This window comes from Agrobacterium deltaense RV3, assembly GCF_900013505.1.
GTDB lineage: Bacteria > Pseudomonadota > Alphaproteobacteria > Rhizobiales > Rhizobiaceae > Agrobacterium > Agrobacterium leguminum.
This window is the reverse complement of record NZ_LT009745.1, coordinates 1,610,582-1,627,751: the sequence shown is the minus strand read 5'-3', so window position 1 is coordinate 1,627,751 and position 17,170 is coordinate 1,610,582. Positions and strand designations below refer to the sequence as shown.

The following is a 17,170-nucleotide window of genomic DNA, read 5'->3' as shown; positions in this document are numbered from 1 at the left end:
AGAGGAGTCTTTCGCGATCAAGGACTTGATCGCGCTGGACCCCGGCTCGGAGGCCGAGGTGACGGACGGTAAACGTCGCCGCCCCGGCATTGGCCGAGGATCAGGCAAAGTTCTTCCCATCTATTCTGTAACAGGCGTGACACCATGACCGATTGCAAAGCTATGATCCTCGGATGCAGCGGGCTTGCGCTGACTGCCGACGAGATTGCCCTTTACCGCGATGAGCAGCCCTGGGGCTTCATCCTGTTCGGGCGCAATATTGGCGAGCCGCAGCAGATCACCGATCTCGTCGCCGCCATGCGCGATGCTGTCGGGCGGCCAGATGCGCCGGTGCTGATCGATCAGGAGGGCGGGCGCGTGCAGCGTATCAAGCCGCCGATCCTGCAGGCCTATCCAAACGCCCGCATTCTCGGTGAAATCTATGAGCGTGACCGGGGGGCGGGTCTGCGCGCCGCCTGGCTGATGTCGCGCCTGCACGCGTTTGACCTGATGAAATTCGGCATAAATGTCGATTGCCTGCCGGTGCTTGATGTGCCGGTGGAAGGCGCCAGTAATGTCATCGGTAATCGCGCCTATGGCTACACGCCGACAATGGTGGCCGAGATGGGGCAGGCGGCGGCCGACGGGCTGAAGGCGGGCGGCATGCTGCCTGTCATGAAACATATGCCGGGCCATGGCCGCGGCATGGTGGATTCGCACCATGAACTGCCGGTCGTCGATGTGCCGCTCGATGAGCTGGACGCCCACGATTTCGTACCGTTCCGGGCGCTGAACCGCGAATTGATGGCGATGAGCGCGCATCTGGTGTTCAACGCCATCGACCGCGAGCGGCCGGCGACGACCTCGCCGAAGGTCATCGAGGAAATCATTCGCGGCCGCATCGGCTTTGACGGCCTGCTGATGTCCGACGACAGTTCCATGAATGCGCTGAAGGGCACGCTCGGTGAAAGAGCTGCGAATATTGTTGCGGGCGGCTGCGATATAGTCTTGCATTGCAACGGTGTGATGGGTGAAATGCTTCAGGTCGTGAAGGAGGTTCCCGTTCTTTCAGGTCGTTCGCTGGAGCGGGTGCGGGCCGTGGAAGCGGGTTTCCCCGTTGCGGACCCTTCCGACGAAGCGGAGCTGAGAGCCGAATTCAACGCCATGTGGGCCGTTTCCTGACAGTCGGGCGGCGGCCCGTTACTCGGGACGACAGGCCGGACGCCCGGCGGATGGAACAATGGCCGCAGACAAGTCTCGCAATTCAACACCGATGGACAAGCTCTGGCAGGATGTAACGCCGGAGCGGTTGACGGGTGAGGCTGGGCTGGTCATCGATGTCGCGGGTTTCGAAGGCCCGCTCGATCTGCTGCTGCATCTTGCCCGCACGCAGAAGGTCGATCTGTCGCGCATTTCTGTGCTGGCGCTTGCCGAACAATATCTGCAATTCGTGGAAAGCGCGCGCCGTGTGCGCATTGAGCTTGCGGCCGATTATCTCGTCATGGCGGCGTGGCTCGCCTTTCTCAAATCCAAGCTCCTCATTCCGCAGCAATCGAAGGATGACGGTCCCTCGGGCGAGGAAATGGCCGCGACGCTGGCGTTCCGGCTGAAACGCCTGGAAGCGATGCGCGAGGCGGCGGAACGCCTTGTCAACCGCGCCCAACTCGGCCGCGATGTTTTTGCCCGTGGCGCGCCGGAGCATATTCCCCATATCAACCGCTCGGCCTATGAGGCCAATCTCTACGATCTCCTGAGCGCCTATGCCAACCTGCGGCAGCGGCAGGCGATTACCCAGGTCACTATTGAAAAACGGCAGGTCTGGTCGCTTGTCGAGGCGCGTGAGCTTCTGACCCATCTCCTCGGCGATGTCGGGGAATGGACCGTGCTCGATCAGTATCTGCTGCAATATGTGCCCGATCCCGCCATGCGGGTGACGGCGATTGCCAGCGCCTTTGCCGCTTCGCTGGAGCTGGTGCGCGAGGGCTCGCTGCAAATCCGGCAGGAGGGCGCTTTCCAGCCCATTTATATGCGTAAGGGTGGACGAGACGACCGTGCGGTGAATGCCGAAAGGACTGACAATGATGAATGACGACGAGACCGCCGAGGCCACCATCGCGGCCGATGGGGCCGAGCCCGAGCCCACGGTATTTTCCGAGCGCCAATTGAAGGAGGCCGAGCGGATCGCCGAGGCCCTGGTCTTTGCCTCGTCCGAGCCGGTTTCCGTGGCTTTCATCGCTGAACGCCTGCCGCGCGGCATGGATGTCGTCGCCATTCTGCAGCATCTCAAGGTTCTTTATGCGGAGCGGGGCGTCAATCTCGTGCAGGTGGGCGGGCAATGGGCCTTCCGCACCGCCGGCGATCTTTCCTTCGTCATCCGCGCCGAGGAAAAGGAGCCGAAGAAGCTGTCGCGCGCGGCGCTGGAAGTTCTGGCGATTATCGCATATCATCAACCGGTGACACGCGCCGAAATCGAGGAAATCCGCGGCGTTCAGACCTCGCGCGGCACGCTTGACGTGCTGATGGAGGCGGGCTGGGTCAGGTTCCGTGGCCGCAGGCGTACCCCCGGCAGGCCGGTGACGATCGGCACCACGGTGGAGTTTCTCGACCATTTCGGCCTTGAGGAATTGCGCGATCTGCCGGGCCTCGAAGAGCTGAAGGGGGCAGGGCTGCTTTCGGGCCGCATTCCCTCTAATTTCGGCGTTCCTCTGCCGATGATGAGCGACGAATTGCGTGAGGACGAAGACCCGATCACGCAGCTCGATCTCGAGGAACTGGGCCTGCTTGCGCCGGGCGGCGGTGATGGCGACGACTGATATCGCCATCCTGTTGGCGGGGCCACGAAAACTTTATGCGCACTCGCTGTTGAAGCGACGATTTGTCGTTTGAAAAAGCCTTTCAAACGTCTTACATCGTCTGAAAGCGAAATTCAGGAGTTTCAGTTATGGGTTCTTTTAGTGTGTGGCATTGGCTCATCGTGCTGGTGATCGTTCTCGTCCTATTCGGACGCGGCAAGATCCCGGAATTGATGGGCGATGTCGCAAAGGGCATCAAGAGCTTCAAGAAGGGCATGGCTGACGAAGACCAGACGCCGCCGCCGGCCGATGCCAACACGAAGACCGTCGACCACAAGGCTGACGAGATCAAGTAAGCGGCCTGTCGCCGCTTGGTGTGGGACTGGCGCTAGAGCGCCGTGCGTTCTTTCGGACGCAAAAGGACGCTCTACCACTTGTATGTTGCGCATCGTTCCGGTCGAAAATCGATTCAGATTTTTGGGGCCGATGCGCTAGGGTCTCGGGAGCATATTGATGTTAGATATCGGCTGGAGCGAGCTTCTGGTGATTGCGGTCGTGTTGATCGTGGTCGTCGGGCCGAAGGACTTGCCGCCCATGATCCGCGCTTTCGGCAAGACGATGGCCGGCCTTCGCAAGATGGCGGGGGATTTCCGCACCCAGTTCGACGAGGCCCTCAAAGAGGCCGACATGGACGATGTGCGCCAGACCATCTCCGATGTCCGCAATCTCAACCCCACCAATTCGCTGCGCGATGCGATGAACCCGCTTCGCCAGCTTGGCAATGAGATCAAGTCCGATCTGCAGAAGGCGACCACCCCACCGGACGGCCTGTCTTCCACCCCTGCGCCCGTCACAAGCGAGCCGGTTGCGCCGCTGGTGAGCGTGCCCGAGCCGGAGATGAAGCTGCCGGATGCGCCGCCTGTTGTCGCCGCATCCGCCGCGTCGGTCGCCGCAGCCGTCGCTGCGGAGGAGAAGCCGAGGCGCGCGCGGGCGAAATCGATTGCGACCGTGGAGGCCGAAGCGGTTGCCGCCAAGCCCAAACGCGCCGCCCGCAGCAAGGCCGCAGCGGCGACACCCGAAACCGCCCCGGTTACGAAAACCGCCGCGAAAACCAGTGAGCCTGCCGTTTCCAATCCCACCGTGAAGGCCATCGCCAAAAAGGCTGCCGTCAGGAAGTCGGCCGCAGACAAGGCGGTTGTGGCCGAGACCAAGCCGGCGAAAACGGCAAAAACCAAGGCTGCAAAGCCCAAAAAGGATGAAGCATGAGCGGGGATATCGAGGACAAGCCGCAGCCGCTTATCGAGCATCTCATGGAGTTGCGCACGCGGCTGATCTGGGCGCTCGGCGCGTTCTTCGTCGCCTTCATCGCCTGTTTCGCCGTTGCCAAGCACCTGTTCAACCTGCTCGTCATTCCTTACAAATGGGCGGTTCTGTGGGCGGGCCTCGATGTCACGAAATCGTCGCTGATCTACACCGCGCCGCAGGAATTCTTCTTCACGCAGATCAAGGTCGCCATGTTCGGCGCGATGGTGATCTCGTTTCCGGTGGTCGCCTCGCAGCTCTATAAATTCGTGGCGCCCGGTCTCTATAAGAACGAACGGGCGGCTTTCCTGCCGTTCCTCATCGCGTCGCCGATCCTTTTCCTCATCGGTGCGGCGCTCGTCTATTTCTTCTTCACGCCCATGGTCATGTGGTTCTTCCTCGCCATGCAGCAATTGCCCGAGGACGGCGAGGTGGCGATTTCGCTGATGCCGAAGGTATCGGAATATCTCAGCCTCATCATGACGCTGGTTCTCTCCTTCGGTCTGGTGTTCCAGCTGCCTGTCGTGACCACGCTTCTGGCGCGCGTTGGGCTTTTGACCAGCGACTGGCTGCGGGAAAAGCGTAAGTTCGCGATCGTCCTCGCCTTCGTGGTCGCCGCCGTGCTGACGCCGCCGGATCCCATGTCCCAGATCGGTCTTGCGCTGCCTGCGATCATTCTCTACGAGATTTCCATCTACATGGCTCGACTCGTGGAGAGGAAACGTGCGGCAGAATCCGCAAGCACGGAGCTGGAGGAGACCTGACATTCTTGAAGGTCTCGCCGCTCACGACATTTCCTCGCGCCGGGCTTATGCCCGGCGTTTTGCTGTAAAACGCGACGATGCAACAACGGTCTGGAACGACGATGCACGACATTAAATGGATACGCGAAAACCCCGAAGCTTTCGATGCGGCGCTTGCGCGCCGAGGTGCTGAGCCCGCCGCCAGCGGCCTGATCGCGCTCGATGAAAAGCGCCGTTCCGTCATCCAGTCCCTGCAGGATATGCAGTCGCGCCGCAATGCCGCCTCCAAGGAAATCGGCGCCGCCATGGCGCAGAAGAACATGGAGCTTGCAGAAAAGCTTAAAGCCGAAGTCGCCGATCTCAAGGAAAACATGCCGCGCGCGGAGGAGGAGGACCGTCAGGTCACCGCCGAGCTCAACGATGCCCTGTCGCGTCTGCCCAACATGCCCTTTGACGACGTGCCCGACGGCAATGACGAGCATGACAATGTGGTGGCCCGTGTGGTCGGCCAGAAGCCCGGCTGGAACCACGAGGCCAGGGAACACTTCGATATCGGCGAAGCGCTCGGCTATATGGATTTCGAGCGCGCCGCCAAGCTTTCCGGTGCACGTTTTACCGTGCTGACCAGCCAGCTCGCGCGTCTGGAACGGGCGCTCGGCCAGTTCATGATAGACCTGCACACGGGCGAACACGGTTATACCGAGGTGTCCTCGCCGTTGATGGTGCGCGACGAGGCGATGTTCGGCACCGGCCAATTGCCGAAATTCACCGAAGACCTGTTCAGGACCACGGATGGCCGCTGGCTGATCCCGACAGCGGAAGTGACGCTGACCAATCTCGTCTCCGGCGAAATTCTCGACCAGGAAAAGCTGCCGCTGCGCTTCACGGCGCTGACGCCGTCCTTCCGTTCGGAAGCGGGCTCGGCCGGTCGCGACACGCGCGGCATGCTGCGCCAGCACCAGTTCTGGAAGTGCGAGCTCGTCTCCATTACCGATGCGGAAAGCGCCGTTGCCGAACATGAGCGCATGACGGCCTGCGCCGAGGAAGTGCTGAAGCGCCTTGGCCTGCATTTCCGCACCATGACGCTCTGCACCGGCGATATGGGTTTCAGCGCCCGCAAGACCTACGATCTGGAAGTGTGGCTGCCCGGGCAGAACACCTATCGCGAAATTTCGTCCTGCTCGGTCTGCGGCGATTTCCAGGCGCGGCGCATGAATGCGCGTTATCGCGGCAAGGACGACAAGGCGACGAAGTTCGTGCACACGCTGAACGGCTCCGGCACGGCTGTCGGCCGCTGCCTGATCGCGGTTCTCGAAAATTATCTGAACGAGGACGGTTCCGTCACAATTCCAGACGTGCTGCTGCCCTATATGGGCGGTCTGAAGCGGATTGAGAAAGCGGCCTGATTGTTCGTCTGCTAAAGACGCGGCCGTCATTCCGGCCTTGAGCCGGAATCCAGCCAGCCCAAGTCCTTGGGCTGAAAAAGACTCTTCCCGCCGCGCAGACGCGCGTCGACTGGATTCCGGCTCAAGGCCGGAATGACGGTCGTGGGGGTGCTTCTGTGAGAGAAATCATTGTGTCCTCATAGTGGGATACAGCAGCGGAGGAAAACATGCGGATTTTGCTGACCAATGACGACGGTATCCACGCCGAAGGTCTGGCGGTGCTGGAGCGTATCGCCCGCACGCTGTCCGACGATGTCTGGATCGTCGCGCCGGAGACCGACCAGAGCGGTCTTGCGCACTCGCTGACCCTGTCCGAACCGCTACGTCTGCGAAAAGTTTCCGACAAGCATTTCGCGCTGCGCGGCACGCCGACCGATTGCGTCATCATGGGCATTCGCGAAGTCCTGCCGGAAAAGCCCGATCTCGTGCTCTCCGGCGTCAATGCCGGCGCCAATATGGCCGATGACGTGACCTATTCCGGCACCATTGCCGGCGCCATCGAAGGCACGCTGCAGGGCGTGCGCTCCTTTGCGCTCAGCCAGGCCTTTAGCCACGTCGACGGCCGCGTCGTGCCATGGGAAGTCGCCGAGACCTATGCGCCGGACCTCTTGCGCAAGCTGATGAATGTGGAACTGCCCGATGGCACCTTCCTCAATCTGAATTTCCCAAATTGCGCGCCCAAGGATGTGCAGGGCGTTTCCGTGACCGGGCAGGGCAAGCTCGATTTTGGCCTGACGGTGGAAGAACGCCAGGATGGCCGCGGTTTTCCCTATTACTGGCTGCGCTTCGGCGAGCGTCTCGGCACCTTCCGCGAAGGCACCGATATCCACGCTTTGAAACATGGCAAGATTTCCGTCACGCCGCTTAAGCTTGACCTGACGGACTACACGGTGAAGGATCGGGTTGCGCAAGCACTTGGATTCGGAGTCGCCGATTGAAATCCGCAATGGTCGAAAAGGAAGGTTTTGCCGCTCTCGTTCTCCGCTTAAGGGGCGAGGGGATTTCCGATCTCGACCTTCTGACGGCGGTCGAGCAGACACCACGCTCCAAATTCGTGCCGCCGCAATTTGCGGCGGACGCCTATTCCAGCCGCACGATTCCCATCGACTGCGGCGCCTTCATGGAAGGCGCCGACATGGCGGTGAAAATCCTTGCCCGGCTGCAACTGAAACCCGGTCAGCGCGTGCTGGAAATCGGCACGGGCAGCGGTTTCATGACCGCGATCATCGCTCGCCGGGTAGAACGGGTCTTTTCGCTGGAGCGTTACAAGACGCTGGTGCAGCAGGCGCAGAACTGTCTCGACGATCTCTCCATCCGCAACGTTGTCATCCGTCAGGCGGATGGCAGCAACGGCCTGGTGGGCGAGGGCACCTTCGACCGAATCGTTTCCACCGCCGCCTTCACCACCATGCCCCGCTTCTTTGCCGAGCAGATCGTTTCGGGCGGCATGATGATCGCGCCGATCATTCTCGAAGACGAGCGTTGCGTGATGACGCGCTTCTCCAAGACTGGCAGCCGCTTCGAGAAGGAAGAGCTGTTCGAGGCGCCTTACCTGCCGCTCAGCACTCATATTGCGCGTCATTTGTGACAAAATGAAAATTTTGGAGACATTCTATTTTTGTCTCCTAATGTTCTGAATTGCCGCAACTATCTGATTTTTAATATCATTATTGTATCAACATGACGCATCCGGTTTTCGTCATGGTTATCGAAGTGTCAAAAAAGCGCTGAACGGCTTAACGTTTTAACGGCGTGGTAACACTAACGCGCTTTAATCATAAACATCGACGCATGGTTTTCCCCACCTCGGGAAATGGGCCTTGCAAGAAGTGAAATTTGTGCCGGATCGGTCTCGATGCGGCGGGTTGGCGTCAGTGTAGATCGAGTCATGCGTATGAGACATTCGTCTAAAATCGGAAAATCAGTCGCAAAAATGTTCGCAGCGGCATTGCTGGCAAGCGTCGCAACGGGCTGTAGCTCGGATGCAACGCGGTTCAGCGGCCTCTTTTCCAGTGGACCGGATCAGATGACCACGGCGTCAATTCCTGCCCGTCAGGGCGGCGGTGCTTACGGGCAGGCCCCGGTTCCGCAGGGCGACATGAATGGCGGTTACGCCTCTGCCGCACCGCAGGGCGGTTATGCCAACCAGAACATGGCGGGCAATTCCTATCCGCAATCGGGTGGTTATGGCGGCGTTCAGCCTTCCACGGCCCGCTCGGCTTCGGCCTCTCCGGTGCAGCGTTCCGAGCTGTCGGCGCCGACGGCCGTGGCAAGCCGCGATCCGTCGACCCGCAACGAAGCCATGGCCCAGCCTTTCCCGTCCGCTCAGCCCAAGGCCGCGCCGTCGCTTGCTGCGCCCGCCCGTCAGGCTGCCGCTCCCGTCACCGACAATCTGACGACCGCAACCGTCCGTTCAGACAAGAACGGCTGGCACACCGACGGCGCTTCCTCCGTGACCTTGCGTCCCGGCGAAAGCATCGCGACCCTCTCCAACCGCTACGGCGTTCCGGAAAAGGAACTGCTGCGCGTCAACGGTCTGAAGACCGCATCTTCGGCGCAGGCCGGCCAGTCGATCCTCATTCCGAAGTTCGGTCAGGTCCGCAATGCCGCCAAGGACGCGGCCGGCGATATCGCTCTCAACCGCAATGGCGACCAGCCGACACCGCTGCGTAGTCCTGAAGGGAATGTGGCCGTGCTGCCGTCGCAGGCCGCCGCCCGTGACAAGGTTTCCTCCGAAACCGGCAAGCTGACGCCTCCCGGCGGCAAGCCGCTGCCGCCCACCGGCGGCTACAAGGTTCAGCCGGGCGATAGCCTGGCGAAGATTGCCCGCGAAAACGGCGTGTCGGTCTCTGCCCTCAAGGCGGCAAACGGTCTCAGCAACGAAAGCATCCGCGTCGGCCAGACGCTCAACATGCCTGGCGCTTCGACGGATGCCATCAAGACGGCTTCCGTTCCCGCCAAGGAAGCGGCCAAGCCGGTCGAAACCGCATCCGCCAAGCCTGAGCCCTACAAGGCACCGGCTGCTGCCGCGGCTCCGACTGCACCTGCCACACCAGCCACCGCCAGTGTCAGCGACATCGAGAAAAAGGCCGACATGGCTTCCGTCGCACCGGAATCCACGGGCATCGGCAAATATCGCTGGCCGGTTCGCGGCGCGGTCATCAACAATTTCGGCGATAATGTCGAAGGCAGCCGCAACGATGGCATCAACATCTCCGTTCCGGAAGGCACGCCGATCAAGGCCGCTGAAAACGGCGTGGTCATCTATGCGGGCAACGGCCTGAAGCAGCTCGGCAACACGGTTCTTGTCCGCCATGACGACGGCAAGGTCACCGTTTACGGCAATGCCGCCAATCTCGACGTGCAGCGCGGTCAGAAGGTCCAGCGCGGCCAGACCATCGCCACATCGGGCATGACCGGCAGCGCCAAGCGTCCGCAGGTTCACTTCGAAGTTCGCAAGGATGCGACGCCGGTGAACCCCTCCAGTTTCCTTGAATAGGTATTGCGTCTCAAGGAATGATGAAGCCGGGTGAAGAGCCCGGCTTTTTCATTTTTGGGGTGGGGGATCACGGGAGGTTACGTCGGCGTTGCGGCAGGCGTTGTGGGTTTCGGTTTTACGGCACATCTCCTCCGTCATGCCGGGCCTGATCCGGCATCCAGCCGACGCGCGTCGGCGCGGCGATGGAGTCCTTTCAGCCCAAGGACTTGGGCTGGCTGGATACCGGCTCAGGGCCGGTATGACGGAAGTGGGGAGGCGGCCTGGGCGCCGACGCCGCTCCGTTCCGACGCCTGTTTACGCCCTAACCAGCCCCACCGTCTTCTCGATGAAATCGGCAATCGCGCCGGTATCGTCGAGATCGAAAACCGGTAGCGCCGTGTCCGTCACCGCGTGATCGGCGGCGATTGCGACGATATGCGGATCGAGCGGTGCAAGCGGTTCGGTCTTGGCGGCCTCCAGCCGGCGTGCTTCGATCTTCGGCACCGGCTCGTATTTGTAGCCTTCGATCAGCACCAGATCGCAGGGGGCGAGGCGGGCGAGAATATCCTCGAAAGAGGGTTCCGGTTCGCCACGCAATTCATGCATGATGGCGAAGCGGGTGCCGGAAACGATGGTGACCTCGTGTGCGCCGGCCTGGCGGTGACGCCAGCTATCCGCGCCGACCTTGTCGATATCGAAATCATGATGGGCGTGCTTGATGGTGGAGACGCGGTAGCCGCGCGCCGTCAGCTCGGTGACGATACGGACCGCAAGGCCGGTCTTGCCCGAGTTCTTCCAGCCGGCGATGCCGAAGACCTTTTGTTCCGTCATGATTGCAGGTTCTCCAGATAGCTGCGCGCCAGCGCCAGTTCATCCGGCGTGTTGATGTTGAAGAACGGATCGAGGCTGCCCTTTGCCGTTTCCAGCGGCGGGAAGGCCACGCCGAGGGTGACATGCCGGGCGAGATAAGCGCGGATGCGCCGGTTGGCATCGTTCTTCAGCCACGCCTCGAGATCGTCGGCCAGCGCCAGCGGCCACAGCGCAAAAACCGGATGAAGCTGGCCGCTGGAGGCGGCGATGACGATTGCATTGTCCGAAAGGTGTTCGCAAAGCCGCGCCACGAGATCGTCCGGGAAAAACGGGCTGTCGGCAGGCGCCGTCAGAAAGTGGCTCGCCGCATCCCCGCGGTGCTGGAAATGGCGCATGCCGGCCAGAATACCCGCGAGCGGCCCGGCATGGCCCTTCAGCGTATCGGGCAGCAGCGGCAGGCCGAAACTCTCCGCCCAGCCATTGGCCGCATTGATGGTGACATCTGAGACCTGCGGCGTGATGCGGCTGATGACGTGGGAGATGAGGGGCGCATCGCCCAATTGCACCATCGCCTTGTTACTGCCCATACGCCGCGAAAGCCCACCGGCGAGCACGAGACCGGGTATTTCGAAAGGGGCCGTCATTCCCGCTTTTCCTGCAGCCTTACGATATAGGTGGTGAGGAGGGCGACAAGGCCGGTCGCCAGCATCACCAGAAGAAGCGGCCAGGTTCCGTCTTCTCTGGACAGGACCGAGGAGGCGAGCACCGAGAGCGCTGCGCCGCCGCCGATGGTCATCGCGCCGCCGAGGCCGGAGGCGGAACCGGCCAGATGCGGCTGGACGCTGACCATGCCGGCATTGGCGCTTGGCAGTGTCACGCCGTTGCCGACGCCGATCAAGGCGAGCGGCACGAAAAACGCATAGGCGCTTTCCGCCCCGGCGGAGATCAGCAGCATGGTCGTGGCGATGCCCGCAATGGCGATGACATTGCCCGACAGCATCATGCGGGTAATGCCGATTTCGCTGGCATAACGGCCGGAGATGAAGTTGCCGAGCATGTAACCGCTGGCCATAAAGAAGAATTGCAGGCCGAGCATGGCCGGCGCAAGCCCGTAAAGCACGCTGCCGACGAAAGGCGCGCCGCCGAGGAAGGAGAAGAACATGCCCGATGAGAAGGTCGAGGTCAGCGCGTAACCCCAGAACAGCGGCGAGCGCAACAGTTCCGGCCAGGCGTGAAACTGCTGCGAAAAGCTCGCCGATTTATTGTGGTTGGTTTCTCCGAGATCGAACCAGGCAAGAACCAGAATGCCGACGCCGAGCAGGGCAAGGAGTGCAAAGCTCGATTGCCAGCCGGAAATGTCGTTAAGCAGGCCGCCAACCGTCGGCCCCACCATCGGCACCACAGACATGCCCATGGTCACGTAACCGATCATCGAGGCCGCCTGTTCCATCGGCACCATGTCGCGCACGATGGCGCGCGCCAGCACGAAGCCGGAAACGACGGCCGCCTGCGCGACGCGCCCGATCATGAAGACGGTGATATTGGGCGCCAGCATGCAGGCGAGCGTTGCGACGATCATGATGGCGATGCTGGCCAGCATGACCGGGCGGCGTCCGAAGAGATCGGAAAGCGGGCCGATGATGAGCTGCAGGCAGGCGGTGGCGGCAAGATAACCCGAAACAGCAAATTGCATCACCGCGTAGTCGGTCTCGAAATAAACCGCCATGGCCGCAAGCGAGGGCAGAAACACATTCATGCACAGCGCCGCGACGCCGGCGATGACGACCAGCGTGATGATGTGGGGCGGGGTGGTCCTGTCCAGAAAACGGCCGCTGTTCATGTCATTCTCCCGCCTCTTCCGTTACGGCAGTTTTCGTTACGGAAGCCGGCCGTACCGTGGTCGCGGCGGTGGGTGTGGCGGCTGCGCGCTTGGCCATCTGCGAGCGCTTGCGCAGGCTTTCGCGGTAGAAGGTATAAAGGCCGGAGCCGATGACGATTATGGCGCCGACGATAGTGTAATTGTCGATCTTTTCGTTGAAGAAGAACACGCCGATCATGAAACCCCAGAGCAGGCCGGTATAACGGAACGGCGCGACGAAGGAGATTTCGCCTGATCGCATCGACAGTATGATCGCCTGATAACCGACCAGCACCAGAATGGCCGAAGCCGCCAGATGCGACACGATCATGAAGTTCATCGGTTGCCAGCCGCCGAAGGGCACGATCAGCAGGCCGCCCACCGCCATGTTGACGAAGGCGGTGATGACGGTGATGGCGAGCGAGGGCACATCGGCATACATTTTCCGGGTCAGCAGATCGCGCGCAGCAGTGACGGCGAGCGATGCGACGACCAGAAGCGCACCCGGCGTGAAGCCTTCCGGGCCGGGCCTGATGATGACGAGCACGCCGATAAAACCGACGATGATCGCCACCCAGCGCCGCCAGCCCACGGGTTCGCGCAGGAACAGCGCCGCACCCAGCGTCACCACCAGGGGCAGGGACTGCAATATGGCCGAGGCATTGGAAAATTCGATAAGGCCGAGCGCCGTCAGATAGAGCACGGCCGCCGTCACCTCGCAGAGACAGCGCAGGATGATGATGGGGCGCAGGAGGGTTTTCAGCGGCCGAAGCGCGCCGAAATGGCGGGCGGCGATATAGATCAGCACCACCGTCATGATGCCGCGGACGAACATGATCTGGCCGGTGTTGATATAAGGGGTGACGGATTTCGTCAGGGCGTCATTGGCCGTGAAGCTTGCCATGGCGAGCGCCATGAATAGGGCGCCGCGCGTATTGTCCGTCAATGCCATTCCAAAATATCCCAGACCATGCACGATTTTCCCGGCCGCCCTTTCGGGGCGGTTTGGGCCGCCTTTCCGGCGTGACCGCGCATTCCTCCATGTAAAGAGACGTGGCACGGCACAGCCGGCATTTCAACCGTTTATATGGGTGGGTGGACGAGAAACAGTTTCAGCCGTCGCTCAGCCGCCGGTCACGCTCATATGGCGAGAGACGGCAGGCCGGTTGTGGGTGCGGTCAATGATGAAATCATGCCCCTTCGGCTTGCGCAGAAGGGCTTCATCAATGGCGCTGGAAAGATAGGCGTCGCTGCCGGAGGCGCGCAGCGCGGTGCGCAGATCGGCGGCGTCATCCTGGCCCAGGCACATATAAAGCGTGCCGGTGCAGGTGAGGCGGACGCGGTTGCAGCTTTCGCAGAAATTATGCGTCATCGGCGTGATGAAGCCGAGCCGGCCTCCGGTTTCCTTCACCGTGACGTAACGGGCGGGGCCGCCGGTCTGGTAATCGCTGTCGATGAGCGTGAAGCTCTTTTCCAGATCGGCGCGCAACTGCGAAAGCGGCAGGTAGCGGTCGGTCCGGTCTTCCTCGATCTCGCCCATCGGCATGGTTTCGATCACGGTCAGGTCCATGCCGCGACCATGGGCGAAACGCATGAGGTCGGGAATCTCGGCGTCGTTGAAGTCCTTCAGCGCCACCGCGTTGAGCTTGATCTTGATGCCTGCGGCCTGGGCGGCGTCTAGCCCCTCCATGACGCGGTCACGATCGCCCCAGCGGGTGATGTGGCGGAATTTGTCGCGGTCGAGCGTATCGAGCGACACGTTGATGCGGCGCACGCCGCAATCGGCGAGTTCTGCGGCGAATTTCGCAAGCTGCGAGCCGTTGGTGGTCAGCGTCAGCTCGGTGAGGGCGCCTGTGCGCACATGCCGGCCGAGATTTCGCACCAGCGACATGATGTTCTTGCGCACCAGCGGCTCGCCACCGGTCAGCCTCAGCTTGCGCACGCCGCGCGTTATGAAGACGGAACAGAGCCGGTCGAGTTCTTCGAGCGTCAGAAGGTCCTTCTTCGGCAGGAAGGTCATGTGTTCGGACATGCAATAGGTGCAGCGGAAATCGCAGCGGTCGGTGACGGAAACGCGCAGATAGGTGATTGCGCGGCCGAAAGGGTCCACCATCGGTGTGCTGTTTTCCGTCAGGGTTTTCGCTTTTTCAAGCGAGCCGGAGAAACCGTTCACGTCTCATCCTCAATGCGCCTTGCGCCGGGCACACACGCCAAATGTGTACTCTATTAGCTGATGTAGTGGCTTGCCTATCGTGAGGCAAGTCCGTAATTCTGACGCATATGACGAGCTTGCGGAAGTGAAAAATGAGCGATGCCTGGCCGACCGAGCTGCTTGTGTCGAAAGACCGGCGCGAACTGACCGTTTCCTTCGATGATGGAAGCGTTTATCGCCTTCAGGCCGAGATGCTGCGCGTGCTTTCGCCCTCTGCCGAGGTGCAGGGCCATGGGCCGGGACAAAAGGTCACAGTGCCCGGCAAACGCGACGTTACCATCCGTTCCATGGTCGCCACCGGCAATTATGCGGTTCGCATCGTTTTCGACGATGGCCACGATAGCGGCATCTACACCTGGAAATATCTGAAGGAACTGGGTGAGACCGGGGACGCGCTGTTTGCGGATTATGAGCGGCAGCTCGCCGAAAAGGGCTTGAGCAGGGAACCGCGATACCGGTAGAGAAAACACCGAGGGAGACGCCCTCGTGAGAATGATGGCAAGGGGTTGAAGAACTGGTGCGTTTGGCAACGTTGTTGCATCCGCGCTTCGTCACCCCGGACTTGATCCTGGGTCCAGCGCGATCAAGTCCTTGATCGCGGTAGAGTCCTTTCACGGCGCAGACGCGCCGTGGCTGGATGCCGGATCAAGTCCGGCATGACGGAGGAAATGTTCTTGCGCGTTGCCGATAATCGGACGAGGGCAAAGCTCTTGTCTCACTATTTAAACGGGGTGGCGTGTGGCTGTAGAAGCGAACGGAAATGATCTGGCCCAGGTGGTCGTGTTGCTGGCGGCAGGCGTTGTCGCCGCGCCGATCTTCAAGCGTATCGGCCTCGGTTCGGTGCTCGGCTATCTGGCCGCCGGCCTGGTGATCGGGCCTTACGGTCTCGGTTTCTTCTCCGATTCGCAGGCCATTCTGCATATAGCGGAACTCGGCGTGGTGATGTTCCTGTTCATCATCGGCCTTGAAATGCAGCCGTCGCGGCTGTGGTCGATGCGGCAGGATATTTTCGGGCTGGGGGCGCTGCAGGTGCTGGTCTGCATGGCGGGCCTGACATTGATCGGGGTCGGTCTCGGTTTTCCCGTCATCATGTCCTTCGTCGCCGGCACCGGTTTCGTGCTGACATCGACGGCGATCGTCATGCAGATGCTGCAGGAGCGCAACAGCATGTCGAGCCTGAAAGGCCAGCGCATCATCGCCATCCTGCTGTTCGAGGATCTGGCCATCGTGCCGCTGCTGGCGCTTGTCGCCTTCCTCGGTTCGGGCGGCGAACATGTCACGGCGTCGGAGCGCTGGGCTTCCGTCGGCATCGCGCTTGCCGCCGTCGGCGCGCTCATCCTTGCCGGGCGTTATCTTCTCAACCCGTTCTTTCGCCTGCTCGCGGCTTCCGGCGCGCGGGAGGTGATGACGGCCGCGGCGCTGCTGGTGGTGCTGGGTTCGGCGCTTCTGATGCAGGTGAGCGGTCTTTCCATGGCCATGGGCGCTTTTCTCGCCGGCGTGCTGTTGTCGGAATCCTCCTTCCGCCATCAGCTGGAGGCGGATATCGAGCCGTTTCGCGGCATTCTGCTCGGCCTGTTTTTCCTGGGTGTCGGCATGGCGATCGATCTTGCCGTCATCGCCTCCAACTGGCAGCTCGTGGTCATCAGCGTCGCAGGCTACATGCTGCTCAAGGCCTTCCTGATCTATGGCGTGGCGCGGGCGCTCGGCACCACCCGGCGCGAAAGCCTGGAACGGGCGGTGCTGATGGCGCAGGGCGGCGAATTCGCCTTCGTGCTCTATTCGGCCGCCGTCAGCGCCGGCATTCTCGACCGGGAGGCGAACGCCATCCTGACGGCGACCATCATCATCTCCATGGTGCTGACGCCGCTGATGGTCATCCTGCATGACCGGCTGGTGCCGGCGGCGGTTCCCAATACCGACGATCTCGACGTGCCTGAAAATGTCGAGGGCAGCATTCTCCTCATCGGCTTCGGCCGTTTCGGCCAGATCGTCAGCCAGCCGCTTCTGGCGCGGGGCTATACGCTGTCGCTGATCGACAAGGATGCCGACTTCGTGCGCGATGCGGCTGAATTCGGTTTCAAGGTCTATTATGGCGACGGTTCGCGGGCGGAAATCCTGCATGCTGCCGGTGCGAGCACGGCGCGTGCCGTGCTTATCTGCGTCGATGACAAGGAGGCGGCCGTCAGGATCGCGGAGATCGTCAAGCACGAATTCCCGCTGGTTCCGGTTCTCGCCCGCGCCTATGACCGCGGCCACGCGATCGATCTTCTGAAGGCCGGTGTGGATTACCAGATTCGTGAGACGCTGGAATCGGCGCTGAATTTCAGCGAGGAAGTGCTTGGCGCCATGGGCGAGGAGCGGGAAGATGCCGCGCGTCTGGTGGAAGAATTCCGCGACCGCGACGAGGAACGTTTCGCCATGGAAGTCGTCGGCGGCATCTATGCCGGCCGTTCGCTGATCCGCGGCAATGCCCAGCCGGCCGATCTCGTTGCCGCCCGCACCGCCCGCGAGCGGGCCGAGCGGGAAAAGGCAGAAGCCGCAGAGGAATAGG

Annotated in this window: 17 protein-coding genes; 12 read left to right on the top strand and 5 right to left on the bottom strand. The window is 61.6% G+C overall.

Annotation, left to right across the window (positions count from 1 at the left end; genetic code table 11):
* The first annotated feature begins 144 nt into the window (after window positions 1-144).
* The 10 genes from nagZ (at window position 145) to AGR7B_RS08150 (ending at window position 9,760) form a co-directional block, all read left to right on the top strand.
* Window positions 145-1,161, top strand: a complete 1,017-nt coding sequence (gene nagZ / locus AGR7B_RS08195; RefSeq protein ID WP_080856439.1) for a beta-N-acetylhexosaminidase — start codon at window positions 145-147, stop codon at window positions 1,159-1,161.
* 58 nt (window positions 1,162-1,219) lie between these two features.
* On the top strand, window positions 1,220-2,068 hold the full coding sequence (locus AGR7B_RS08190; RefSeq protein WP_003522723.1) for a segregation and condensation protein A: 849 nt from the start codon (window positions 1,220-1,222) through the stop codon (window positions 2,066-2,068).
* A complete protein-coding gene (gene scpB, locus AGR7B_RS08185) occupies window positions 2,058-2,792 on the top strand; it encodes an SMC-Scp complex subunit ScpB (protein ID WP_121490410.1) in 735 nt (244 codons plus the stop codon). The genes AGR7B_RS08190 and scpB overlap by 11 nt, the downstream gene beginning before the upstream one ends.
* A gap of 128 nt (window positions 2,793-2,920) precedes the next feature.
* Window positions 2,921-3,127, top strand: coding sequence for a twin-arginine translocase TatA/TatE family subunit (locus AGR7B_RS08180; RefSeq protein WP_003509722.1), 207 nt, complete (start codon window positions 2,921-2,923; stop codon window positions 3,125-3,127).
* Window positions 3,128-3,284: 157 nt separating this feature from the next.
* Window positions 3,285-4,037, top strand: coding sequence for a Sec-independent protein translocase protein TatB (tatB, locus tag AGR7B_RS08175; protein WP_080856438.1), 753 nt, complete (start codon window positions 3,285-3,287; stop codon window positions 4,035-4,037).
* Entirely contained in the window at window positions 4,034-4,837 is an 804-nt protein-coding gene (gene tatC, locus AGR7B_RS08170) for a twin-arginine translocase subunit TatC (RefSeq protein WP_065655994.1), read from the top strand. Before tatB ends, tatC begins: the two co-directional genes overlap by 4 nt.
* 101 nt (window positions 4,838-4,938) lie before the next feature.
* Window positions 4,939-6,222, top strand: coding sequence for a serine--tRNA ligase (gene serS / locus AGR7B_RS08165; RefSeq protein WP_078053082.1), 1,284 nt, complete (start codon window positions 4,939-4,941; stop codon window positions 6,220-6,222).
* A 206-nt stretch (window positions 6,223-6,428) separates the two neighbouring features.
* Complete coding sequence (gene surE, locus AGR7B_RS08160) at window positions 6,429-7,199, top strand: 5'/3'-nucleotidase SurE (protein ID WP_065655992.1); 771 nt, start codon at window positions 6,429-6,431, stop codon at window positions 7,197-7,199.
* The gene (locus AGR7B_RS08155; protein WP_003522731.1) at window positions 7,196-7,849 is read left to right on the top strand and encodes a protein-L-isoaspartate(D-aspartate) O-methyltransferase; all 654 of its coding nucleotides are present in this window, start codon (window positions 7,196-7,198) and stop codon (window positions 7,847-7,849) included. The genes surE and AGR7B_RS08155 overlap by 4 nt, the downstream gene beginning before the upstream one ends.
* A gap of 345 nt (window positions 7,850-8,194) precedes the next feature.
* Window positions 8,195-9,760 carry a LysM peptidoglycan-binding domain-containing M23 family metallopeptidase gene (locus tag AGR7B_RS08150; RefSeq protein ID WP_162934084.1) on the top strand — a complete coding sequence of 522 codons (1,566 nt, stop codon included), beginning with the start codon at window positions 8,195-8,197 and terminating at the stop codon, window positions 9,758-9,760.
* A 294-nt stretch (window positions 9,761-10,054) separates the two neighbouring features.
* Here AGR7B_RS08150 and mobB read toward each other — a convergent pair whose 3' ends face one another.
* The 5 genes from mobB to moaA all read right to left on the bottom strand — a co-directional run bounded on the left by mobB (window position 10,055) and on the right by moaA (window position 14,580).
* Window positions 10,055-10,570: a molybdopterin-guanine dinucleotide biosynthesis protein B gene (gene mobB, locus AGR7B_RS08145; RefSeq protein WP_080856436.1), complete on the bottom strand. Its 516-nt coding sequence runs from the start codon at window positions 10,568-10,570 to the stop codon at window positions 10,055-10,057.
* Complete coding sequence (mobA, locus tag AGR7B_RS08140; protein WP_080856435.1) at window positions 10,567-11,193, bottom strand: molybdenum cofactor guanylyltransferase MobA; 627 nt, start codon at window positions 11,191-11,193, stop codon at window positions 10,567-10,569. The genes mobB and mobA overlap by 4 nt, the downstream gene beginning before the upstream one ends.
* Window positions 11,190-12,389 (bottom strand): multidrug effflux MFS transporter, encoded by a 1,200-nt coding sequence (locus AGR7B_RS08135; RefSeq protein ID WP_080856434.1) that lies wholly within the window; start codon window positions 12,387-12,389, stop codon window positions 11,190-11,192. Before AGR7B_RS08135 ends, mobA begins: the two co-directional genes overlap by 4 nt.
* A gap of 1 nt (window position 12,390) precedes the next feature.
* Entirely contained in the window at window positions 12,391-13,359 is a 969-nt protein-coding gene (locus AGR7B_RS08130) for a DMT family transporter (RefSeq protein WP_080856433.1), read from the bottom strand.
* Window positions 13,360-13,530: 171 nt separating this feature from the next.
* A complete protein-coding gene (gene moaA, locus AGR7B_RS08125) occupies window positions 13,531-14,580 on the bottom strand; it encodes a GTP 3',8-cyclase MoaA (protein ID WP_080856432.1) in 1,050 nt (349 codons plus the stop codon).
* Between the two features lie 131 nt (window positions 14,581-14,711).
* Here moaA and AGR7B_RS08120 point away from each other — a divergent pair, with 131 nt between their 5' ends.
* Together AGR7B_RS08120 and AGR7B_RS08115 are read left to right on the top strand one after the other, a co-directional pair.
* Window positions 14,712-15,080, top strand: coding sequence for a gamma-butyrobetaine hydroxylase family protein (locus AGR7B_RS08120; protein ID WP_003522738.1), 369 nt, complete (start codon window positions 14,712-14,714; stop codon window positions 15,078-15,080).
* Window positions 15,081-15,357: 277 nt separating this feature from the next.
* Window positions 15,358-17,169, top strand: coding sequence for a monovalent cation:proton antiporter-2 (CPA2) family protein (locus tag AGR7B_RS08115; protein ID WP_080816894.1), 1,812 nt, complete (start codon window positions 15,358-15,360; stop codon window positions 17,167-17,169).
* Window position 17,170 lies beyond the last annotated feature (1 nt).